Genomic DNA, 21784 nt, shown 5'->3' with positions numbered 1-21784 from the left:
CCATGGCTGAAAAAGACCTCTCTGCTGTCATCGACATCAGTGCCGATGCCACGGGTGTCGAGGCGGGCATCGGCACCGCCAAAAAGTCCATCAGCGGTTTCCGTGCTGCCGTTACCGAGGCGGGCAAGGCTTCCAGCGATGCCTTGGCAAAATCCGGTGACGGTGCCGCTGCAGCTGCCGCCAAAGTAGATGCGGCCACCCGCAGCCAGGTCAACAGCCTGCAGCGCAAGATCGCGGTGACCGAGGCCGCTGGCAAGGGCGAGCGTGCTTACCAGGAAGAACTGGCCCGCCAGCGTGGGGTTAAGCTCGACATTATCAAGCCCTACCTGGACCAGCTCGATGCGCTCAAGGCCAAGCAGCTCCAAGCCGCGCAGGCTATCGCGGGCGGTAGCGCAGCCCTCGGCACCATGGGCATCTCTGCTGCGCAAACAGCCGCCGCCCTGCGTGGCATACCCGCCCAGTTCACCGACATCATCGTCGGCTTGCAGGGCGGCCAAAAGCCCCTCACCGTCCTGCTGCAGCAGGGTGGCCAGCTCAAAGACATGTTCGGTGGTGCAGGCAACGCCGCCAAGGCCCTGGGCGGCTACGTCCTGGATCTGGTCAACCCGTACGCCTTAGCCGCCGCTGCCGTCGGCCTGGTGGCTCTGGCGTACTACAACGGCTCAAAGGAGGCAGAGAACTACACCAAGGCCTTGATTCTGTCGGGCAATGTTGCAGGCACCACCACAAGCCAGTTGCAAGACATGTCCAGGGCGCTGGCCGAGGGCAACTACACCCAAGGCAAATCGGCCGAGGCGCTCGCATCGTTGGTGCAATCGGGCGCTGTTGGCCGCGCCGACTTGCAAAAGTTTGCCGCTGTGGCCATTGACGCGGAGCGCGCCATTGGCCAATCCCTGGACAAGACTGCCCAGGCCTTCACAGATCTGGGGAAAGCCCCGCTGCAAGCCACCCTCAAGCTCAATGAATCGCTGCATTACCTGACGCTGACCACCTACGAGCAGATCAAATCCCTGGAAGAGCAGGGGCGCACCACCGAGGCCGCCCGGGTAGCCCAGAATGCTTACGCCGATGCCATTGGCAGCCGGTCCAAGCAAATCACGGAAAACTTGGGTGGGCTTGAAATTGCCTGGAAGGGTGTGGGCTCCTTTGCCGCCAAGGCCTGGGATGCCATGTTGGGGGTTGGCCGCCCGCAAACCGGCTCTGACCAACTGGCAAGCCTCAAGGCCTCGCTGGAACGGCTGAATTCCGCAGGCGCACCTGGCCTGCCAGTGGCAAAAGCGGACTACGAAAAAGAACGCCAGTCACTCATCGCGCAAATTGCATTGATCGAGCGGCTGAACGTCGTACAAAAATCGACGGCCGAATCGGACGCACAGCGCGTCAAACTGGCAGAGCAGAAATTTGCGTGGGATAAGCAAATCGACCAGTTCGAATCCAATGCCTCCAAACGCCAAAAAGAGATCGCCAAGGCGACGACCGAAGGCCAGGCGCTCATCGCCGCGGGTCTGATCACTGAAAAAGACCTGCGCACCCAAATTGCCAATATCGAGAAGAAGTACACCAGCCCAGCCTCCGGCGGTGAATCCGAACTAGCTGGCATCAAGGCCCGCACCCTTGAGCAACAGCGCTACCTCAACCTGCTGCGCACCCAGGGTGCTGAAGCCTTGAAGCTGACCGACGGCGAGAAGCTGGTCATCAAAATCAAGCAAGACCTGACCACCAGCATCAGCGGCCTGGCACGTGCCGACAAAATGCGCTCGCTGGCCGCAGCCGAAAGCCAGGCTGCTGTGGATAAACAGGTAGAAGGTGAGCTGCTGCGCATCGACGGCCTGAAGAAGTCCAAAGAGGCCTATCTTGCCCTGATCGACCAGACCCAAAAATCAGCCCAAACCCTCGGCACCCAGGCCGATGAACTCGCTGCCTCCAATGCCATGTGGGGTGCGGGCAAGGTGGCCATTGAGCAGTACCGTCTGGCCCTGATCAATGCCAAACTGGCCGAAGTCGAAGGCGGCAGCGAGGGCTCCTACGATCCTGCCTATGTGTCGGCGCTGCGCCTCAAAGCCGCCGAGCAGGCGCGCCTGGTTACCCAGGCCCAGGTGGCCGACTTCAAAGCGTTGAACCAGCAGGCGCAGGAATATGCCCGCACCGTGGGTGAAGAAGCTGTCGCCTATGCCGATGAAGCCAAGCTGGCAGGCATGACGACGCTGGAACGGCAGAAGACCCTGGCCATCCGCAAGGTGGATCTTGAAGTCGCCAAGCAGATCGCCGCCATTGACCGCTCCGGTGCCACCGAAGCCGACAAACAAGCGCTGCGCGACACCGTGAATGCTACGGCGCTACAAGACAAGCAGGTCGCGGTGGCCAAGGTGGTTGCCGACGAGTGGAACAAAACTGCCGACAGCATCAACCAGTCGCTGACCGATGCACTGCTGCGCGGTTTTGAGGCTGGCAAAGGCTTCGCCCAAAACCTGCGTGACACCCTGGTCAATATGTTCAAGACTCTGGTGCTGCGCCCAATCATCAGTGCCGTGGTCAACCCGGTTGCGCAAGGCGTGACCTCGGCACTGGGCATAAGTGGCTCGGGCGGCGCGGGTGGACTGCTCAACACCGCCAGCAACGCCTCCAGTTTGTATTCGGCCTATACCGGCATCACGAACGGGACCGGGATGGTCGGTGGGGCTTTGAGCTATGCCTCTACGGCTCTGGGTCTGGGTGCATCGTCCGGTTCTGCTGCCGTGATCGCAGCGGGTACGGAAGCATCTGCAGCTGCTGCCGCCGCCGGTGCATCTGCCGCGGAGGCTGCTGCAGCTGCAGGGGTAGCGTCTGGCACCGCAGCAACCGGAACGGTCGCCGGAGGCGTTACCGGGGCACTGAGCGCTATTCCCGTTTATGGCTGGGTAGCCCTTGCGGCAATTGCCGCCTATTCCATCTTTGGCGGTAAGGGCGGCGGGCCCAAACAAGGCTCTTATGCTGGTACCGGGGTCACCAGCCTGGCAGATGCCTCCACCTCGGATGCCGCCAAGGCCGTGACCAGCAGCATCGAGGCCGGATTTAAAGTTACCGCTGCACAATTGGGTGATACCACCAGCCAGCTCCTGTCTGGAGTGGCATTTGCCATGGATCCCCAGGGCACTGCGCGAACCCAACTGCAGGTGGCTAGCACCGTCAACGGGGTAGAAGCCTACAACCGTGGCGATCGCCTGGGCGGTATTGAAAACGTAGACCGTGGCAACGAAGCCCTGCAAGCCGCCCTTGCCGACGAATCCATCCGTGCCGTTTACGCTGGATTGGAAAAGTCCAACATCGCTCAGCAAATCAAGGACTACCTGGCCGGCGTGGATATTGGTTCAGACAGCAAGCTGCTGCAGCAGCGCATCAATGAAGCCTTGCAGGTGAAGGTCCTCAGCCAGGCCTATGCTGGGCTCGACAACAATCTCAGCAAAGTCCTCGACAGCAGCACCAGCGCCAGCCAAGCGCTGCTCACGTTGTTTGGCGGCCTGGATGCATTCAGCAGCAAGTTCGACAGCTACTACCAAAATTTTTACAGCGACGCCGAGCGCAATGCCAAGACGGTAAAGGACTTGGAGGCTTCGTTTGCCACCTTGGGCCTAGCCCTACCCACCACCCGCGACGGCTTCCGTGACCTGGTGGACTCGCAAGACCTGGCCACGGCATCGGGCCAGGCTACTTACCTGACACTGCTGAACCTAAGCGGGGCTTTCGCGGCCATCACGCCCACGGCAGATGCCGCTGCCGCTGCCGTAGAGGCTGCGGCCAAAGTACAGGCCGATGCACTGCAGGCGCAGGCCGATGCTGCCGCCAAGGCGGCCGCTGAGATCAAGAAGGCTTTCCAGTCAGCCAGCGACAGCATCGTCGCAGAGGTAAACCGTATCAACGGGGTCCTGGCAGGCACAGGCACGGTGGGTTATGCCGCGGCCCAGTCGCAATTTGCGATTGCCACAGCCCAGGCCAATGCAGGCGACCAAACCGCCGCTGCAGCCCTACCGGGTCTCAGCAAGACCGTGCTCGATCTGGCTGCGTCTAACGTCAGCACCGCGCTGGACCTCAAAACCATCCAGGCGCAGATGCTGGCCAGCCTGCAGGCCACCAATGCCAGCCTGGTGGCTAAGTATGGCCTCACGGTGCCCAGCTTCGCGGTGGGCACCAACGTCGTGCCCACCGACATGCTGGCACAGATCCACACGGGCGAGCGCATCATCCCCGCGGCCGACAACCGCGAGCTGATGCAGCGCCTGAATGGCCCGGCTGCCAGCGGCGACAGCCAGGCCGTGCTGCTGCGTGTTGAGCAATTGCTCATGAATATCAGCGCTGAAACCCGCTCCACCGCGGTCAGCAACACCAGCATCTCGAAGGTGTTGCAGCGCGTCACCCCTGATGGCAATTCCATCGCAGTCCAGGTAGTCACGGCATGAAAGTTATCAAACCGACCGACATCAGTGCGGCCATGCTCACCAGCACCACGGCGCTGGAGCTGGCCCCCGCCGCCTACAGTGCGGGCACCAGTTATGCAGCGGGTAGCAATGCCAGCGTAGCGGGTGCGGCGGGCCTAGTCAGTGTGTACCAGTCGCTCCAGGCGGGCAATGCCGGGCACCCGCCCGCCAGCTCCCCCTCGTGGTGGCGCTTGCTCTGTACTGTGTACCAGGCGTACAGCGGTGCCGCCACCTACGCCCTGGGAGACCGTGTGCAAGACAACGTCGCCCACCTGGTCTACCAGTCTGCCGCGGCGGGCAATATCGGCCAGCCGCTGGCAGACCCCACTAAGTGGACCCTGGTGGGTGCCAATAACCGCTGGGCCATGTTCGATGCAGCCGTGGGCACCGCCACCGCGGTGGCCTCGCCCCTGGCGGTGGTGCTGCGCCCGGGTTCCGTGTCTGGCATCGGCCTCATGGAGCTTGTAGGCCGCCAGGCAACCATCACCATGAAAGATGCACCCGGCGGCACCATCATCTACAGCCGCACGATCGACCTGGATGGCTCCGTGGTCGAGTCGGTCTACGACTGGTTTTTTGCCGAATTCGAGCAGCGGTCCGACATTGCATTTACCGACTTGCCCGGCCAGTTCGAAAGCTGCGAGCTGGCCCTCAGCATCACCGCCAGCAGCGGCAGCGTGGCCTGCGGCGTATGCAAGCCTGGTCGCACTATCGCCGTTGGCCGCACCCTGGCCAAGCCACAGGTGTCCATCATCGACTACAGCGTCAAGGCTACCGATGCCTTCGGTGCTACCACCATCGTTGAGCGCTCTTACCGTAAGCGCGCCACGTTCCAGGTGCTCACCGAGAAATTCCGTTTTAACGGCATTTACCGTGCGCTGGCCTCGTTGCGCGCCACGCCCGCGGTGTACGTCGGCGCGGAAGAACTTGGCTACGAGCCGCTGCTGCTGTATGGGTTCTTCCCAGACTTCACCATCAGCGTCGAGTACCCCGATTACCACCTCTGTTCCCTAGAAGTTGAAGGCCTAATCTAATGATCAACCCGCTACCCTCCCTGGACCGCACCAGCGCCACGTTCAAAACCGATCTGGACACGTTCTTTCTGACCCAGCTACCCGCCTTCAGCACGCAGGCCGAGGCGGCTCGCGTGGCCATTAATGCTGCCGCCGTGTCTGCATCCGCGGATGCCGATGATGCCGACCTCAGCGCCGCCGCCGCCTTGGGCAGCGCCAACGCTGCCGCGGCCTATGCGGGCGCGGGCCGCTGGGTAACAGGCGTTGTCTATGCCGCCGACGTGGTGGTGTGGAGCCCAGCCGACCAGCGCCTGTACCGCCGCATAGCGCTCGGCAGCGGCATCACCGACCCCAGTGGCGACCCTTCACACTGGAATCCTATCTCCATCCAATCGGTAGCCAATGGCGGCACAGGGGCCACTACAGCGGCCGCTGCCCGCGCCAATTTGGGGGCGCAAGTGGATCTGGGAACGCCTGCCGCGGCCCGTGCAGCGCTGGGTGCCCAGGCTGAACTGGGTTTTGTCGCTGGAACACGGCTGCTGTTTGCTCAGGCTGCCGCCCCAACGGGTTGGACCCGGGATGTCACTGATACGGCCAATAACCGCATGCTGCGGGTCGTGGCTTCTGGGGGCGGGGGTGTTGGCGGGACTATGGACCCTACCTATTGCAACGTCGTGGCGTCGCACACGCACGGCTTTTCGACAGGAACCATGAGCGCAGACCATAGCCACGGCATTGGTGACCCGGGTCACAACCATGTGTCTGGCGTGCCGTACGACAACAGTGTTTACGGAACTGTGGGTATCAGTGCCGTGAATGGGAAGACGGGTGTGCAGGCGTATGGAACAAGCCCCTTGACCAGCAGTTCGGGTACGGGTGTTTACACCGTTGGGGCTTCCGCCAACCATACCCACTCAGGCGGAACAGACAACGGCTCAAGCCAAACCAACTGGACCCCGCGCTATCTTGATCTGATTGTTTGTACCAAAAACTGAGGCCCCTATGACCGATACCACCACCAACACCGCCCCCGCAAAAGAGCCGGAACAGCTTGTAACCGGCTACCAATGGGGCGCTGATTTTTCCTACATTGGCATGTACCAGTTCCCGGACAACATGGACCGAGAACCTGTCCACCTACCGCCAAACACCACACTGCAAGCACCGCCTGCAGGGCTAGCAGCTGGTAAAGAAGCCGCTTTCGACACCACAGCGGGCGCATGGGTGGTTCGCGATGAAGACCTGTCGTGGATGGATGCAGAATCCCGCGCCCGGTTGCTAGCCGCCCAAGCCGCAGAGGTGCAGCCATGACCATCGAAACCATCCTGACCTGCCCTTTGGGCTCCAAATGCGAAGAGATTCGGGACAACAAGATCCACCGTTGCGCCTGGTTCACCCAGCTTGCGGGCACCAACCCGGCGACCGGCGAGCAGGTGGACGAGCGCGGCTGCGCTATCACGTGGATGCCCATCCTGCTGGTGGAAAACTCCAAGCAGCAGCGCAGCACCAGCGCCGCCGTGGAGTCGTTTCGGAACGAGGTGGTCGCGGCAAATGAACAGGCCAGACACCAGGCATTTCTACCCCGCCTTGCACCGGAGATTTTGGGATGAAACACCTCAAACCGATCCTGATCGCGCTGCTGATCCAAGTCGTCGCCTTGTTTGCCCCGGTGTTGGTGCTGCTGGCCTTGCCGTTTGTCCGTTGGGATGCAGATCTCAGCCTGGACCCCAGTGGTCGCTACCCCGCCACCCGTGGCGATCTGCCGGGCTGGATGGCCTGGCTGGGCACGCCCGATGAGCGATTGCCGGGCGGGCTGTACGAGCCCGCCGTCCTCTCCATCTACAAGCGCTTCGGGCGTTTTTTTTGCGCCTGGTACTGGCTGGGGGTGCGCAACCGCGTGCATGGCTTCGCGGCATGGTTCGGCGTGCCCACCGCTGCAGGCTGGCCCGGTGCGCCTGGCTATTACGAGCGCGGCGGCCTGTGGTGGCTGCGGTATCCCCTGCTGGGCGGGCGGCTGGCCCTCAAGGCGGGGTACCGCATCTACACGTTGCCGGACAAGTCGTTTCTGGCGGTCCCCGTTTTCACCATTACGAAGGCATAGTGCGATGGCAGAACCCACTATTTCCGCCGCGGCCACCTTCGTCGCCGTCGGCGCAGCCATTCCCGTCCTCACCGCCTTTGGTGTGCCGCTCGGCCTGCGGGCTGATGTGCTGCTGGCTGGTTTCCTTGGGGCGGGGGCCGCAATGGTGCTGCTCAACACAGTGCCTTCCAGCGGCGATACCCTCCCCAACCTATTGGCAACCACCGTGCGCCGCGGCTTCGTGGCGGTGGCCAGCTCGCTCACGGCGGGCTACATGGTCCCAGTGTTCGCCGAAAACTCGGCCATCGCCAGCCAACTTTTTTACAGTTTCCTCATCGGTGCGGGTGCACAAAAAATATTGTCAGTGGCCGTCGAGCGTTTCGCAGGCAGGGTGGAGGGCAAGCCATGATTGCCCTCCACCCCGATGTCTTCAGCTTCATTCCGGTCTGGCTTCTCAGCATGCTGCACTGGTTTGCAGGCCTCATCGTCTTCGCCGAGTCGCTCAACAAGCTGGAGCGCACAGCGCCCTTGGCGCCCGGCCTGACCCGCCCCCAACGCATCGCTGCCTGGCTGAAGTGCGCGGCCTGGCTGCTGCTCAGCGCGGGCGGCGCGGGCGCACTGGTAACTCCCCTCATGCGGCTCGAGCCACCCACCCTGCAAGACGTTGCCCTGATCCTGGGCTTCGCCATTCTCATCATCCGCACCCGCTTTAAAGAAGGCTGACCATGCAACTCACCGAACACTTCTCCCTGGCTGAGCTGCAGGCCAGCACCAAGGCTGCACAACTGCGCATTGACAACGCCGCCCCGCCCGAGGTGCTGCCCCGCCTGCGCAAGTTGGCCGACCTGCTGGAGCGCGTGCGCACCTATCTGGACACGCCCATCAGCGTCACCAGTGGCTACCGCTGCCCGGCGCTTAACAAAGCCGTCGGCGGGGTAACCAGCAGCGACCACATGCTCGGCATGGCCGCCGACATCGTGGCACCCGGCTACGGCACGCCGTACGACATTGCCAAGGCCCTGGCACCCCAGGTGTCGGTGCTGGGCATCGGCCAAATCATTTTGGAAGGCGTGCGCGGCAAGCAGTGGGTGCACATCAGCACCCGCGTGCCCGACAAGCCTGCCAACCGTGTGATCACGATTACCGATGCTGGCGCGCAGCTCGGCATCCAGGCGCTGGTATGAGTACCGCCGCCAAGCTGGTGCTGGCCTTCGCGCTGTTCGTGGCGGGGCTGGCCACCGGCATTAAGTACCACGCTGGCCTCATCGCCCAGCGCGACATGGCAGCCGCCAGCGCCCGGCGGGCCGACACCATCCGCCAACATCAATACAGCGACGGTGCAGGCGGCGAGCACGCCGCTGTGGTCGCCCAACTATCCAACCAACTAGGAAACGCCCGTGAAAAAATTGCAACGCTATCTGGCCGCGAGTGCCTTGATCCTGGCACTGTCGGCGTGCTCAACGCCATCGGTGGTGAGCCAGTGCGAGCCGCTGCCAGCGAACCTGCGGGTACGCCTACAGCCGCTTCCGCCGGTGGAGGCCTCCGGTTTTCGACTGACCGAGACACCGCCCGGGCTATCGCCGTTTGCCGAGCCCGCTACGCCGAGGCCGTGAGCCAGCTGGACCAGATCCTGGACATTGAGGCCGCGCGGCACGGGGGGCCAGAGTGACTTGGCACGCCGAGCCCATCACGCTGACTTTGCGGCGCTTTGAGGATGGCAAGAGCTATGCCGCCCGCGACAAGTTCGCCAGCGTGGCCACTGCGCAATTGCTGGGAGGCAAGCGGGCGTACATTTCGGGATTCCTGGCCGACGGTAGCCGAGCGCCCATCAGCCGCCCGGACTGGCTTGACCTGGGCCAGTTGCTGCGCGACAAATACGGCATCCTCAAGATCGAGAGCGAGCGGCACGCGGTCGAGAAGTCCTTCGATACAGGGCCCGCTCCGCTGTAGAGTGATCACGCCCGGTCGTCATCCTCCGGGTCAAACCCGCTGCCACCGCTTCTACGCGGCGGGATCATCTGTACAAGTAGTGTCAGATCCGCCGGAGTCAGCGCGCAAAGCCAGGACTGTGGATGCCGGTCGATCCGGCCTTTTCGCCCTCGGCCATGCTGCTCGTAGCCGGTGAGGTGCATCCCCACGTTGATCTTGGCGACCTTGGCATTCACAAGTTCGGGCAACACCTCCTTGCTTTCCTTGTCGTAAAGCGAGGCGCAAAGAGCGTCTGGCCCAAAGTGGTCGTGGGATGGCTTGCGAAGGACAAGGCGGCCATAGACGGGTGCATGCGTCTGCACAGTCAGCTGAGTCAGTCGCAAACCGTTGATGCGAAGGGGGTAGACATAAAAAAACACTGCATAAATATACAGTGTTACTGGTTTCTTGGCGGGCGTAGGTTTTGGCGTAACTCTATCGCCTCTAGGCCAATTTTCCCTGCTGAAGGCACCAAGCCATCATGGGCGTGTGGACGGCAGCGGGCACGTCGGTGGACAGAGCAATCGGCGAAGTGGGGGCTTTGGCGCTCAAGATCGTGGTTCCAGGAGGTGCGAAGGGGTGCAAAGGGGGTGCGAAGGGATGCGGGCGGGGGCCGATTATCGGCGACGGCTGCTAGCCCACTGCGTGCTGCATCCACCCCACAAACGCCTCCACCAGCGCCCGGTTCTCCGTACGCTCGGGCAGCACGCAGTAATAGGCCCGGTCATGGACGCCGCCCGTCGGCAGCGGCTGCGCGCAGGCCAGCACCAGTTCACCCCGCGCCAGCTCGGCGTCGACCAGTAGGCGCGGCACCAGGGCCAGGCCCAGGCCGCAGGTGGCGGCCGCGGCGGTCATGGAAAACAGCTCGTAGCGCGGGCCGCGCCGGGCCAGCGGGGCGGGCACACCCATGGCGTCGAACCACTGCCGCCAGCCGTCGGGGCGGGTGCTTTGCTGCAGCAGGGGGAGTTCGGCGATGGCTTCTGCGGTGAATGCGCTGGCACCGTTCAAAAGCGCCGGGCTGCACACCGGCACCATGTCTTCACCCAGCAGGCGCACGGCGCGGGTGCCTGCCCACTGCGCCACCTGGTCGGCCGTGCCGCTGTACAGGGCGGCGTCAAATGGCGTGTCGGCAAATAGGAAGGGGCGGGTGCGGGTTTCGATATGCACCGTGGTGTCGGGGTGCAGGGCCGTCCAGGCGGGCAGGCGCGGGATCAGCCAGCGGGTGGCGAAGGTGGGCACCGAGGCCAGGTGCAGCGTGCCGCCGCGGCCCTGGTGCGACATAGCATCTAGCGTGTCTTGCTCCAGCCCGCGCAGCCGAACTGCTACCTGCTGCGCGTACTCGGCCCCCTGGGGGGTGAGCGCCACGCCGTGGCGGGTGCGGCGAAACAGCGGCACGCCCACAAAGGCCTCCAGCGCGGTGATCTGGCGCGACACCGCGCCCTGGCTCAGCGCCAGCTCTTGCGCGGCCCGGGTGTAGCTCTCGTGGCGGGCGGCGGCATCGAGGCAGGCCAGGGCTTGGAGCGAGGGGATTTTGCGGCGCATAGTGTGAGAAATATACACAATATGGTGTAGGCACAACGCATTATTGATAGCTGCTTACGCTCAAAGAATAAGCGGTAACCCTTGAAATTTTCTAAATCCTGAAAACTTTAAGTATCTTAAAAACGCATAACTGGGTGCAAACAAATCGTTTGCCCGCATGTCCCCGCGGGCACTACCATGGCGCTTATTCCCCAGGAGACACCCCATGGCCCACGCCGCATTCCAATGGCAAGACCCGTTCTTGCTCGACCAGCAACTCAGTGATGACGAACGCATGGTGCGCGATGCGTCGGCGGCCTACTGCCAAGACCGGCTGTTGCCCCGCGTGCTGCAGGCCTTTCGCACCGAAAGCACCGACCCGGCCATCTTCCGTGAGATGGGTGAGCTGGGCCTGCTGGGCCCCACCATTCCCGAACAGTACGGCGGCCCCGGCCTGAACTACGTGGCCTACGGCCTGATTGCCCGCGAAGTGGAGCGCGTGGACTCGGGCTACCGCTCGATGATGAGCGTACAAAGCTCGCTGGTGATGGTGCCGATCTTTGAATTCGGCACCGAAGCGCAGCGGCAAAAATACCTGCCCAAACTGGCCACCGGCGCGTGGATTGGCTGCTTCGGCCTGACCGAGCCCGACCACGGCTCCGACCCCGGCTCCATGGCCACCCGCGCCCACAAGGTGGCGGGCGGCTACAAGTTGAGCGGCTCCAAGATGTGGATCTCCAACAGCCCCATCGCCGACGTGTTTGTGGTCTGGGCCAAAGAGGTGGACGCGGCGGGCAACGTGGGCCCCATCCGCGGCTTCATTCTGGAAAAAGGCATGGCGGGCCTGAGTGCCCCGGCCATCCACGGCAAGGTGGGCCTGCGCGCCAGCATCACCGGCGAGATCGTGATGGACGGGGTGTTCTGCCCCGAAGACAACGCCTTCCCCGAGGTGCAGGGTTTGAAGGGGCCGTTCACCTGCCTCAACAGCGCCCGCTACGGCATCGCCTGGGGCGCACTGGGGGCGGCCGAAGACTGCTGGTTCCGTGCCCGCCAGTACACGCTGGACCGCAAGCAGTTTGGCCGCCCGCTGGCCGCCAACCAGCTCATCCAGAAAAAGCTGGCCGACATGCAGACCGAGATCGCCCTGGGCCTGCAAGGCTGCCTGCGCCTGGGCCGCATGAAGGACGAGGGAACGGCCTCGGTGGAGCTGACCTCGCTGCTCAAACGCAACTCCTGCGGCAAGTCGCTGGACATCGCCCGGCTGGCGCGCGACATGATGGGCGGCAACGGCATCTCCGACGAGTTTGGCGTGGCGCGGCATCTGGTGAACCTGGAGGTGGTCAACACCTACGAAGGCACGCACGACATCCATGCCCTTATTCTCGGGCGCGCCCAGACCGGCATCGCCGCCTTTGGAAACTGACGTGACCGCCGCACTGAGCCACCTCAAGGTGCTGGACCTGTCCCGCGTGCTGGCCGGGCCGTGGTGCACCCAGATGCTGGCCGACCTGGGGGCCGATGTGGTCAAGGTCGAGCGCCCGGTGGTGGGCGACGATACCCGCCACTGGGGGCCACCCTTCCTGCAAGACGCGGACGGCCATGACACCGACCAGGCCACCTATTTCACCGCCTGCAACCGCAACAAGCGCTCCATCACCATCGACATCGCCCAGCCGGCAGGCCAGGCGCTGATCCGGCAGATGGCCGCGACCAGCGACGTGCTGGTAGAGAACTTCAAGGTCGGCGGCCTTAGCGCTTATGGGCTGGACTACGCCAGCCTGCAGGCCCTCAACCCGCGCCTGATTTACTGCTCGGTCACCGGCTTCGGCCAGACCGGGCCGTATGCCGAGCGTGCGGGCTACGACCTGATGGTGCAAGCGATGAGCGGCATGATGTCCATCACCGGCCCGGCGGGCGGCGCACCGCAAAAGGTCGGCGTGGCGGTGATCGACGTGTTTACCGGGGTCTACGCCTGCAGCGCCATCCTGGCCGCCATCGAGTCGCGCCACCGCACCGGCGTGGGCCAGCACATCGACATGGCTTTGCTCGACGTGGGCATGGCCATCCTGGCCAACCAGGCCGCCGGTTTTCTGAATACTGGCAAGGTGCCCCAGCGCCAGGGCAACACCCACCCCAGCCTGGCCCCGTACCAGGACTTCCCCACGGCCGACGGCGCGATGCTGCTGGCCATCGGCAACGACGGCCAGTTCGCCCGCTTCTGCGCTGCCGCCGAACACCCCGAGTGGGCCACCGACCCGCGCTTTGCGACCAACACCCAGCGGGTGCGCCACCGCACCGAGCTCACGCCCGCGCTGGAGGCCATCACCCGCAGCCGCAGCACCGCCCAGTGGATCGCCCTGCTGGAGGACAAAGCCGTGCCCTGCGGCCCCATCAACACCATGGACCAGGCCTTTGCCGATGCCCAGGTGCAGGCCAGGGGTTTGAAGGTCAATCAGCCTGTAGCGCCCACAGGACAAGCCCAGGCAGCTATTGAAAACATAGTAAGCGTAGCCAGCCCCCTGCGCCTGACCGCCACGCCACCCGTGCTGCTGCGCCCGCCGCCGGGCTTGGGGGAGCACACCGACGAGGTGTTGGCGGGGTTGGGGCTGGATGCGGAGGCGATTGCTGCGCTGCGGGCGGCGGGGGTGGTGTAGGGCTGTATATCCTGTATATACTCGGGCTTTGCAGGAGAAAATCCCATGCTGACACGCGTGTTCAAAAGCGGCAATTCGCTGGCCGTGCGCATCCCCAAAGAGCTGGGGTTTGTCGATGGCGCGCAAGACGTAGAGGTGGAGCGCGTGGGCAACACCCTGGTGCTGCGGCTGGTGGCGCAGGAAACTATCGGAGACCTGGGCGACATCCTGGCGGCGTTTCCCAAGAGCTTTATGGCCGAGGGGCGGGAGTTCCATGAGCAGGCCGAGCGTGACTGGAGCGGCTTTGGCCTAACGGCTGGCGGCAAAAAGCCCGACTGAGCCATGCGTTACCTGCTCGACACCAATATCTGCATCTACCTGATTGCGGCCCAGCCGCCCGAGGTGCTGCAGCGCTTCAAGTCGCAGCCATTGGGCGATGTGGTGATGTCGGTCGTCACCTACGCCGAGCTGTGCCACGGCGTGGAGCGCTGCACCGCACCCGACCGGGAACTCGCAGCCGCCGCCCTTCAGCGCCTGATCCAGCGCGTGCCGGTACTCGCCTTTGAAACCCATGCTGCCGAAAGCTATGGCGTGCTGGCCGCCGCCGTGCGCGACCGCCGCCGCGATGCCATGGACCGCCTGATCGCCGCCCACGCCCTCAGCCTGGGCCTCATTGTGGTGACCAACAACGAGGCGGATTTCAAAGACTACCCTGGGTTGGAGGTGGAGAACTGGGTGGGGGACAGGGCGGGTTTGGGCTAAAGCGGGAGCTCCGCCGCGTTTCATCGTGGTGCCAAGGTGATACCTTAGCTTACCGGCCCTTGGCCCAGAAACGCAAATGGGCGACCGAAGCCGCCCATTTCATTCAAAGTGCCTTACTTTGCCGTAGGCATCACAAATTCAGCCCCCTTGGCAATGCTCTCGGGCCAGCGCTGCATGATGGACTTTTGCTTGGTGTAGAAGCGCACGCCTTCTTCGCCGTAGGCGTGCATGTCGCCAAACAGGCTCTTCTTCCAGCCGCCAAAGCCGTGCCAGGCCATGGGCACCGGGATCGGCACGTTGATGCCGACCATGCCGACCTGGATGCGGCGGCTGAATTCGCGGGCTACGTTGCCGTCGCGGGTGAAGCAGGCCACGCCGTTGCCGAATTCGTGGTCGTTGATGAGCTCGATCGAGGTAGCCAGGTCTGGCACGCGCACGCAGGCCAGCACCGGGCCGAAGATTTCTTCCTTGTAGATGCGCATGTCGGGCGTGACGTGGTCGAACAGCGTGCCGCCCAGCCAGAAGCCTTCGCCGCAGCCGTCGCCCGCCTGGGCGCCGTCAAAGCCACGGCCATCGGCCAGCAGCTGTGCGCCTTCTTTCACGCCTTGCTCGATGTAGCCGGTGATGCGGGCATGGGCGGCGGGGGTGACGATGGGGCCCATTTCGGCGGCCAGGTTGGTGCCGTTGAGCACTTTGAGTGTCTTGGTGCGGGCCAGCAGCTTGGGGATGACCTTGTCGGCCACGTCGCCCACCAGCACGGCCACCGAGATCGCCATGCAGCGCTCGCCAGCGGAGCCGTAGCCTGCGCCGATCAGCGCATCCACCACCTGGTCGATGTCGGCATCGGGCATCACCACCATGTGGTTCTTTGCGCCGCCCAGGGCCTGCACGCGTTTGCCGTGGTGGGCACCGGTTTCATAGATGTAGTTGGCGATGGGTGTGGAGCCCACGAAGCTCACCGCCTTCACGTCGGGGTGCACCAGCAGCGCGTCCACGGCTTCCTTGTCGCCCTGGACCACGTTGAACACGCCGTCCGGCAGACCGGCTTGCTTGAGCAAATCGGCGATGAACAGGCTGGCGCTGGGGTCGATGGGGCTGGGCTTGAGCACAAAGGTGTTGCCTGCGGCAATCGCCACCGGGAACATCCACATCGGCACCATCACGGGGAAGTTGAACGGGGTGATACCGGCCACCACGCCCAGGGGCTGGCGCAGCGTCCAGTTGTCGATGCCGGTGCTCACCTGGTCGGTGAAGTCGCCCTTGAGCAGCTGCGGAATGCCGCAGGAGAACTCGACGATGTCGATGCCGCGCGAGACTTCGCCCTGGGCATCGGTAAACACCTTGCCATGCTCGGCGGTGATGAGGTGGGCCAACTCGTCCTTGTGCAGGTTCAGCAGCTCCAGAAACTTGAACAGCACGCGGGCACGGCGGATGGGCGGTGTGTCGGCCCACTTGGGGAAGGCGGCCAGCGCCGATGCCACGGCAGCATCCACGTCCTGCTGGTTGCCCAGGCGCACGTTGCGGCTGACCTTGCCGGTGGCCGGGTTGTAGACCGGCTGGGTGCGGGTGCCGTGGCCGGTAGTGCGCTCGCCTTGCAGGTACTGGGCGATTTCGGTGGAGTCGGTAGCGGTGGTCATGGAGTGTCTCGTGGTGTGGAGTGAGGCTGCAGTGTAGGCACGCCACCCCTGCCTCACAAGCCCGAAACTTTGAATTGATTGTTCGCAATGGTGAACAATAGGGGCATGAACGAGCAGAAAATCAACGAACTCTGGAGCCATCTGCACTGGCTCACCGTGCTGGCCCAGCAGGGCAGCTACACCGCGGCGGCCGCCCGGCTGGGCGTCAGCAAGGCGGCCATGAGCCAGCGCATGGCCGACCTGGAGCGCATGGCGGGTGTGCCGCTGGTGCGCCGCACCACCCGCAGCGTGCGTCTCACCGAGGCGGGCCAGCGCCTGGTGGACGACACCCGCGCCTCGTTCGAGCAGATCGCCCAGAGCTTCGCCCAGGTGCGCGACCTGGCCGACGCGCCGCACGGGCTGTTGCGGGTGACCGCCCCGGTGGCCTTCGCGCGCCAGCAGCTGGTGCCCCGGCTGGCCGACTTTTTGCGCGAGTACCCGGATGTGCGGCTGGAACTGGAGCTGTCCGACCGGCTGTCCAGCCTGGCCACCGAAGGGTTTGATCTGGCCATCCGCCACACCGCCGCGCCGCCCGATACCCATGTGGCCTGGACGCTGTGCGCCACCCGCTCGCTGCTGGTAGCCAGCCGCGCCTACCTGCGCAAACGCGGCACGCCGCTGCGCCCCGAAGACCTGCGCACCCACAGCTGCCTGCACTACCCGCGCGCGCAGGACACGCCCGCCTGGACTTTTGCGCAGGGCGACGAGCGGGTGACGGTACCGGTCTCGGGTGTCTTGTCGGCCAACAACAGCGAGGCGCTGCGCGATGCCGCCGTGGCCGGGCTGGGGATTGCACTGCTGCCCGACTTCAGCCTGCCCAGCAGCCTGCGCGGCAGCAAGCTGGTGCCGGTGCTGCCCGACTGGCAGCTGGTGGGCGGCTACGCCGACCAGCTCTACGCCATCCGCCCCTACACCGCCCATGTGCCGCGCGCGGTGACGGCCTTTGTGAACTACCTGCGGCAGGCGCTGGCAGGGGGCTTTGGCGCGGGGCTGGCCGACCCGGTGGATGCGGATAAATAAGGCAGTTTGCGCTTATCCTTATTGCATTTGTTGCTATCAAATAAAAAGCAAACAGGTTGGCGGTGTGGCCGATGGTCCGGCGTTCCACGGACCCGTCGGCAGTGGGGGCCGCCCTGCGGGTTGCAGGTTTGCACTAGTGGTTCCGAAACGCCGTTCACTCTATTATTGTGACTAATTGTATTTTTGCCCTCGGCCAGAGTACGCCTTAGTTCCATTACGGGTCGCAATGACAACCATCGTCGGGGCGGTGCACAACTTGATACGTGTTGCGATGTGTGGCGGTGATAGGCGCGGCCGTTGCCAGCGACTCTGTCAGCGCCTCCTGGGCGGAGGGCTTTGGGCCTTGTGGGTGCTGCTGGTGCCGGGTTTGCCGACGGCAAGCGCCGCCGAACCGGGCGCGAAGGGTATGCCGGTGATCGTGGTGCTGCATTCCCAGAATATCGGTTTTCCGGTGTTTGACGCGGTTTCGCAGGGCATCCTTGCCCAGGCGCGGGAAGAAAAGTTCAATGTTGCGCGCATCTTTGTTGAATACCTGGACCTGAGCCGGCGCCCCACGCCGGCCGACCGCAGCGCGCTGGCCGCCCACCTGCAGCAAAAGCTGGGGCGTGAAAACGTGGCGATGGTGGTTGCCGAAGGCAATCTGGCCACGCGGTTTCTGGCCAACGAAGGCCGGGAGCTGTTTCCCGACGCCACGGTGCTGAGCACGGCCCGCGAGGCGGTACCCCCCACGCTGTTCAGCCCGCACGCACAGGTACACATGCCCATGGGAGTCGACTACGACAAGGCGGTGCGCTTGGCCATGACCGTCATGCCCCAGGTGCACCGGGTGCTGGTGGTGGTGGGTGCGTCGCTGAGCGACAAACCGTTTTTGGACGACATGCGCCGGGTGGAGCCCCACTTCAAGGGCCAGTTGGAGTTCGAGTACACCGACCGCCTGGCGCATGACGCCATACTGCAGCGCGTGGCGCAGGTGGACCGTGGTACGGTGATCTTCTACCTGAGTCTTTTCGGCGATGTCACGGGCATGGCCTACGTCCCCTTTGATGTGCTGGCGCAGGTCGTCGAGGTTGCGGCGGCACCGGTGTTCGGCACCACGGATGCCACCTTGAAGCAGGGCGCCACGGGAGGCCTGGTCTTTTTGGACAACGCCTTCGGCCGGCAGGTGATGCGCCTGGCGCTGCGCACTCTGCGGGGCGAGCTGCCGCCGGGGGGGCCGGGGGGCTTCATCCGGGCAGACAGCACGCCGCTGTTCGATTGGTTGCGGCTGCAGCGCTGGCACCTCGATCCCGACCTGTTGCCCCCGGGCAGCGTTGTGCTGAACCGGCCACCGACGCTGTGGGCGCAGTACCGCACCGAGGTGCTGGCGACGGCGGCTGCGTTTCTGGTCATGGGTTTTTCCCTGCTCGGCCTGGCGATGCAGGCGCGGCGGCTGCGCCAGGCCGAGCTGGACGCCATCGAGAGCGAGACCCGGCTGCGGGTGATTATCGAGACCGCGCCCGATGCCATCACCGTCTTTGACGCCGACCAGGGCCACCTGGTGGATGCCAATGCCAAGGCGGTCGATCTGTTCGGCTGCGACCGCGCAACACTGCTGGCCGGTGGCATGGAGCGCCTGTACGGCGAGGGGGTTGACGGTGGCGGGGCCATCCATACCTCGATCGCCGAAAACACCCGGCGCGCGCTGGGCGGCGAGGAAGTCCGGTTCGAGCGCTCGGTGGTGAACGCCCGCAGCGGCGAGCTGAGCCGTTGCGCCGTGCACCTGGTGCAACTGCCGTACCGGGGGCAAAGGTTGTTGCGGGCCTCCTATACCGACATCACCGAGCGCAAGCTTATCGACTCGGCCCTGCGCTTCGTGGCCGAGCACAACGGCAACGCCGACGACCACGGCGTGCTCCTGGCGCAATTGCTGGGTTTCCTGTGCAAGGCGCTGCAGTGCGAAGGCGGCGTCGTCGTGCGTTGGGTCGACGACGCGCGCGCCGAAACCGCCATGGTGCTGCACGACGGCGAGGTGCAGCCGAACTTCGGCTTCCTGGCGCAAGGCAGCGGTTACGAGATGCTGCGCGAGAGCAAGCGCACGGTGGTGATTCCGCGGGCGGTTTGCGAGACGCTGCCGGATAACACCCTGCTGCGGGACTGGCGTGCGCAAAGCCTGGTGGGGGCGATGCTGTGGGACTCGCAGGGCGCGCCGCTGGGCTGCATCACCGTGGTCGGACGCCAGCCGCTGGCCCGTCCCGAACGCGCCACCGCGGTGATGCAGACCCTGGCGGCGCGCACCGCGCAGGTGTTGGAGGCCATGCGCAACGAGGCCGCCGTGCTGCGCTACCAGGCCGATCTCGAAAACCAGGTGGCGACGCGCACCGGCGAACTGGCCAACGCCAACACCGCCTTGTCCGCGGCCCTGGACGCGGCGGAGTCCGCCACCCGGGCCAAGTCGGACTTTTTGGCCAACATGAGCCACGAAATCCGTACCCCGATGAACGCCATCATCGGCATGGCCCACCTGGCGCTGCGCACGCCGCTGGCGCCCAACCAGCTCAATTACGTGCAGCGGATCGACCAGTCGGGTCGGCACCTGCTGGCGCTGATCAACGACATCCTCGATTTCAGCAAGATCGAGGCGGGCAAGCTCAGCGTCGAACAGCTCGAATTCGACCTCACCACCGTGCTCGACAACGTGGTCAACTTCGTCAACGAAAAGGCCGCCACCAAGGGCCTGGAACTGTTGCTGGACATCGGCGCCGACGTGCCGTGGACGCTGGTGGGGGATCCGCTGCGGCTGGCGCAGATCCTGGTCAACTACGGCGGCAATGCGGTGAAGTTCACCGACAGCGGCGACATCACCATCTACATCCGCAATCTCGGGGAAGACGCGGGCGGCCTGCGGTTGCAGTTCGGCGTGCGCGATACCGGCATCGGCCTCACGCCCGAACAGCTCGGGCGGCTGTTCCACAGCTTCGCCCAGGCGGATGCCTCGACCACGCGGCGCTACGGCGGTACCGGGCTGGGGCTGGCCATCGCCAAGAGCCTGGCCGGGCTGATGGGCGGGGAGGTCGGTGTGGCCTCCGAGCCCGGGCATGGCTCCGACTTCTGGTTCACCGCCTACCTGCGCAAGGGCCAGGGCCAGGCCATGCGGCAGCCGACGCCCGACCTGCACGGACTGCGCGTGCTGGTGGTGGACGACAACGACAGCGCCCGGCTGATCCTGGCCAATATCCTCGACACCATGGGCTTCGTGGTCACCGCCGTCGACGCCGGGCAGGCCGCCGTGCAGGCCACGCAGGCCGCAGATGCCGCGGGCACGCCGTTCGCCTGGGCGTTTGTAGACTGGCGCATGCCCGGGCTGGACGGCATCGAGACCGCGCGCGCCATCCGTGCGCTGGGCCTGGTGCGGCCGCCGCGGCTGGTGATGGTCACCGCCTTTGGCCGCGAGGAGGTGATGGCGCTGGCTACCGAAGTCGGCATCGCCGAGGTGCTGGTCAAGCCGGTGAACGCCTCCACGCTGTTCGACGCCGTGATGCAGACCCGGCGGGTGGGGACGCGGTCGGCAGGGGGGGCGGTGCGGCTGGGCGCCGCGGCGGGCGACCAGCCGTCCCTGCAGGCGCTGGCTGGCGCGCGCATCCTGCTGGTGGAAGACAACGAGATCAACCAGGAGGTGGCGCTGGGCCTGCTGGATGGCTACGGCTTCGCGGTCGAGGTGGCGGACAACGGCCAGATCGCCCTGGACATGGTGCAGCGTGCCGACTACGACATCGTGCTGATGGACATGCAGATGCCGGTGATGGGCGGCGTGGAGGCCACCGAGGCGATCCTGCAACTGCCCGGGCTGGCCGACCTGCCCATCGTGGCCATGACCGCCAACGCCATGCAGCAGGACCTGGCGAGCTGCCGTGCGGCCGGCATGGTGGATGTGGTGACCAAGCCGATCGACCCCGCCGCGCTGTGGCGCGCCTTGCTGCAGTGGATCCGGCCGCGCGCCGGTCTGGGCAGCGGTGCACCCACCGCCGCGCCGCTACCTGCTGCGCAGGGAGACCAGCGCCTGCCGACCATAGACGGGCTCGACGTGGCGCGGGGTCTGCGCCAGATGCTTGGCCGGGAGAGCCTGTACCTGTCGATGCTGGCCAAGTTCGCCACCAGCCAGCGCGATGTGCTGCAGCGGATCGCTACGGTGCTGCCGGACGACGCCGCCACGGCCGAGCGCCTGGCCCACACCTTGCGCGGCCTGGCTGGCAGCCTGGGCGCCACCGCGTTGCAGGAGGAGGCGACCGCGCTGGAGACCGCGATCCGCCAGCACCAGCCCCGGGCGGCCATCGACGGGCTCATCGGGGCTTGTGCCGCCCGGCTCGACCCGCTGGTGGCCGGCCTGGCGGTCCAGTTGCCCGGGCTGCAGGACGGGCCTGGCGATGCGGTGGCAGGCGCCTTCGATGCCGACCAGTTCAAGGCCGTGCGCAAGCAGCTCGCTGGCCTGCTGGCCGAGGACGACCCGCGCGCCGCCGATGTCTGGCGCGACCATACCAGCCTGCTGCGGGTGGGCCTGGAAGGACGGTTTGACACCGTGGCGCAGGCGCTGTCCGATTACGAGTTTGAGGTGGCGCTGCAAGCCCTCGAAGATGTGGCCTGAAATTTAAGACTCAAATCGGCCTCCTGTGCTTATAGGATGAGC

General features: G+C 65.0%; 20 protein-coding genes. 17 read left to right on the top strand and 3 right to left on the bottom strand.

Annotated features, from left to right (window positions below; genetic code table 11):
• The first annotated feature begins 2 nt into the window (after positions 1–2).
• Genes AB3G31_RS15625 through AB3G31_RS15575 form a run of 11 tightly spaced genes read left to right on the top strand, consistent with a single transcriptional unit; the run spans position 3 to position 9494 of the window.
• On the top strand, positions 3–4433 hold the full coding sequence (locus AB3G31_RS15625; RefSeq protein WP_367847001.1) for a phage tail length tape measure family protein: 4431 nt from the start codon (positions 3–5) through the stop codon (positions 4431–4433).
• On the top strand, positions 4430–5485 hold the full coding sequence (locus AB3G31_RS15620; RefSeq protein WP_367847000.1) for a hypothetical protein: 1056 nt from the start codon (positions 4430–4432) through the stop codon (positions 5483–5485). The genes AB3G31_RS15625 and AB3G31_RS15620 overlap by 4 nt, the downstream gene beginning before the upstream one ends.
• Positions 5485–6459, top strand: coding sequence for a hypothetical protein (locus AB3G31_RS15615; protein ID WP_367846999.1), 975 nt, complete (start codon positions 5485–5487; stop codon positions 6457–6459). Before AB3G31_RS15620 ends, AB3G31_RS15615 begins: the two co-directional genes overlap by 1 nt.
• A 7-nt stretch (positions 6460–6466) precedes the next feature.
• Complete coding sequence (locus tag AB3G31_RS15610) at positions 6467–6775, top strand: hypothetical protein (RefSeq protein WP_367846998.1); 309 nt, start codon at positions 6467–6469, stop codon at positions 6773–6775.
• Positions 6772–7074, top strand: a complete 303-nt coding sequence (locus AB3G31_RS15605) for a hypothetical protein (RefSeq protein ID WP_367846997.1) — start codon at positions 6772–6774, stop codon at positions 7072–7074. The genes AB3G31_RS15610 and AB3G31_RS15605 overlap by 4 nt, the downstream gene beginning before the upstream one ends.
• The gene (locus AB3G31_RS15600) at positions 7071–7565 is read left to right on the top strand and encodes a hypothetical protein (protein WP_367846996.1); all 495 of its coding nucleotides are present in this window, start codon (positions 7071–7073) and stop codon (positions 7563–7565) included. Before AB3G31_RS15605 ends, AB3G31_RS15600 begins: the two co-directional genes overlap by 4 nt.
• Before the next feature lie 4 nt (positions 7566–7569).
• Complete coding sequence (locus tag AB3G31_RS15595; protein WP_367846995.1) at positions 7570–7953, top strand: hypothetical protein; 384 nt, start codon at positions 7570–7572, stop codon at positions 7951–7953.
• Positions 7950–8267, top strand: coding sequence for a hypothetical protein (locus AB3G31_RS15590; RefSeq protein WP_367846994.1), 318 nt, complete (start codon positions 7950–7952; stop codon positions 8265–8267). The genes AB3G31_RS15595 and AB3G31_RS15590 overlap by 4 nt, the downstream gene beginning before the upstream one ends.
• A 2-nt stretch (positions 8268–8269) precedes the next feature.
• The gene (locus tag AB3G31_RS15585; protein WP_367846993.1) at positions 8270–8728 is read left to right on the top strand and encodes a D-Ala-D-Ala carboxypeptidase family metallohydrolase; all 459 of its coding nucleotides are present in this window, start codon (positions 8270–8272) and stop codon (positions 8726–8728) included.
• On the top strand, positions 8725–9213 hold the full coding sequence (locus tag AB3G31_RS15580; RefSeq protein ID WP_367846992.1) for a hypothetical protein: 489 nt from the start codon (positions 8725–8727) through the stop codon (positions 9211–9213). The genes AB3G31_RS15585 and AB3G31_RS15580 overlap by 4 nt, the downstream gene beginning before the upstream one ends.
• Positions 9210–9494 carry a hypothetical protein gene (locus AB3G31_RS15575; protein ID WP_367846991.1) on the top strand — a complete coding sequence of 95 codons (285 nt, stop codon included), beginning with the start codon at positions 9210–9212 and terminating at the stop codon, positions 9492–9494. Before AB3G31_RS15580 ends, AB3G31_RS15575 begins: the two co-directional genes overlap by 4 nt.
• A gap of 5 nt (positions 9495–9499) precedes the next feature.
• Here the strand turns inward: AB3G31_RS15575 and AB3G31_RS15570 are convergent, their stop codons facing one another.
• Entirely contained in the window at positions 9500–9892 is a 393-nt protein-coding gene (locus AB3G31_RS15570) for a hypothetical protein (protein WP_367846990.1), read from the bottom strand.
• A 253-nt stretch (positions 9893–10145) separates the two neighbouring features.
• Positions 10146–11054, bottom strand: coding sequence for a LysR substrate-binding domain-containing protein (locus AB3G31_RS15565; protein WP_367846989.1), 909 nt, complete (start codon positions 11052–11054; stop codon positions 10146–10148).
• A 205-nt stretch (positions 11055–11259) separates the two neighbouring features.
• On the opposite strand from AB3G31_RS15565, the gene AB3G31_RS15560 reads away from it, so the two are divergent.
• The 4 genes from AB3G31_RS15560 to AB3G31_RS15545 are packed head-to-tail and all read left to right on the top strand — an operon-like array spanning position 11260 to position 14428.
• Positions 11260–12456, top strand: coding sequence for an acyl-CoA dehydrogenase (locus tag AB3G31_RS15560; protein WP_367846988.1), 1197 nt, complete (start codon positions 11260–11262; stop codon positions 12454–12456).
• A 1-nt stretch (position 12457) separates the two neighbouring features.
• Complete coding sequence (locus tag AB3G31_RS15555; protein ID WP_367846987.1) at positions 12458–13687, top strand: CaiB/BaiF CoA transferase family protein; 1230 nt, start codon at positions 12458–12460, stop codon at positions 13685–13687.
• Between the two features lie 45 nt (positions 13688–13732).
• On the top strand, positions 13733–14005 hold the full coding sequence (locus AB3G31_RS15550) for an antitoxin (protein ID WP_367846986.1): 273 nt from the start codon (positions 13733–13735) through the stop codon (positions 14003–14005).
• A 3-nt stretch (positions 14006–14008) separates the two neighbouring features.
• A complete protein-coding gene (locus tag AB3G31_RS15545; protein ID WP_367846985.1) occupies positions 14009–14428 on the top strand; it encodes a type II toxin-antitoxin system VapC family toxin in 420 nt (139 codons plus the stop codon).
• A 113-nt stretch (positions 14429–14541) separates the two neighbouring features.
• On the opposite strand, the gene AB3G31_RS15540 is transcribed toward AB3G31_RS15545, so the two are convergent.
• Positions 14542–16065 carry a CoA-acylating methylmalonate-semialdehyde dehydrogenase gene (locus AB3G31_RS15540; RefSeq protein WP_367846984.1) on the bottom strand — a complete coding sequence of 508 codons (1524 nt, stop codon included), beginning with the start codon at positions 16063–16065 and terminating at the stop codon, positions 14542–14544.
• A 105-nt stretch (positions 16066–16170) separates the two neighbouring features.
• On the opposite strand from AB3G31_RS15540, the gene AB3G31_RS15535 reads away from it, so the two are divergent.
• The gene (locus AB3G31_RS15535) at positions 16171–17124 is read left to right on the top strand and encodes a LysR family transcriptional regulator (protein WP_367846983.1); all 954 of its coding nucleotides are present in this window, start codon (positions 16171–16173) and stop codon (positions 17122–17124) included.
• A 349-nt stretch (positions 17125–17473) separates the two neighbouring features.
• Positions 17474–21742 carry a response regulator gene (locus tag AB3G31_RS15530; protein ID WP_367850361.1) on the top strand — a complete coding sequence of 1423 codons (4269 nt, stop codon included), beginning with the start codon at positions 17474–17476 and terminating at the stop codon, positions 21740–21742.
• Positions 21743–21784: the final 42 nt, after the last annotated feature.

The sequence above is a fragment of the Rhodoferax sp. WC2427 genome (assembly GCF_040822085.1).
Classification (GTDB): domain Bacteria; phylum Pseudomonadota; class Gammaproteobacteria; order Burkholderiales; family Burkholderiaceae_C; genus Rhodoferax_B.
This window is presented reverse-complemented; position numbering and strand designations above follow the sequence as displayed.

Bases quoted from the DNA above. Each gene is read 5' to 3' on its own strand.
- AB3G31_RS15580 (WP_367846992.1), top strand. From the start codon at position 8,725: ATGAGTACCGCCGCCAAGCTGGTGCTGGCCTTCGCGCTGTTCGTGGCG.
- AB3G31_RS15535 (WP_367846983.1), top strand. From the start codon at position 16,171: ATGAACGAGCAGAAAATCAACGAACTCTGGAGCCATCTGCACTGGCTC.
- AB3G31_RS15615 (WP_367846999.1), top strand. From the start codon at position 5,485: ATGATCAACCCGCTACCCTCCCTGGACCGCACCAGCGCCACGTTCAAA.
- AB3G31_RS15595 (WP_367846995.1), top strand. From the start codon at position 7,570: ATGGCAGAACCCACTATTTCCGCCGCGGCCACCTTCGTCGCCGTCGGC.
- AB3G31_RS15610 (WP_367846998.1), top strand. From the start codon at position 6,467: ATGACCGATACCACCACCAACACCGCCCCCGCAAAAGAGCCGGAACAG.
- AB3G31_RS15590 (WP_367846994.1), top strand. From the start codon at position 7,950: ATGATTGCCCTCCACCCCGATGTCTTCAGCTTCATTCCGGTCTGGCTT.
- AB3G31_RS15560 (WP_367846988.1), top strand. From the start codon at position 11,260: ATGGCCCACGCCGCATTCCAATGGCAAGACCCGTTCTTGCTCGACCAG.
- AB3G31_RS15605 (WP_367846997.1), top strand. From the start codon at position 6,772: ATGACCATCGAAACCATCCTGACCTGCCCTTTGGGCTCCAAATGCGAA.
- AB3G31_RS15565 (WP_367846989.1), bottom strand. From the start codon at position 11,054: ATGCGCCGCAAAATCCCCTCGCTCCAAGCCCTGGCCTGCCTCGATGCC.
- AB3G31_RS15625 (WP_367847001.1), top strand. From the start codon at position 3: ATGGCTGAAAAAGACCTCTCTGCTGTCATCGACATCAGTGCCGATGCC.
- AB3G31_RS15585 (WP_367846993.1), top strand. From the start codon at position 8,270: ATGCAACTCACCGAACACTTCTCCCTGGCTGAGCTGCAGGCCAGCACC.
- AB3G31_RS15540 (WP_367846984.1), bottom strand. From the start codon at position 16,065: ATGACCACCGCTACCGACTCCACCGAAATCGCCCAGTACCTGCAAGGC.
- AB3G31_RS15600 (WP_367846996.1), top strand. From the start codon at position 7,071: ATGAAACACCTCAAACCGATCCTGATCGCGCTGCTGATCCAAGTCGTC.
- AB3G31_RS15545 (WP_367846985.1), top strand. From the start codon at position 14,009: ATGCGTTACCTGCTCGACACCAATATCTGCATCTACCTGATTGCGGCC.
- AB3G31_RS15550 (WP_367846986.1), top strand. From the start codon at position 13,733: ATGCTGACACGCGTGTTCAAAAGCGGCAATTCGCTGGCCGTGCGCATC.
- AB3G31_RS15620 (WP_367847000.1), top strand. From the start codon at position 4,430: ATGAAAGTTATCAAACCGACCGACATCAGTGCGGCCATGCTCACCAGC.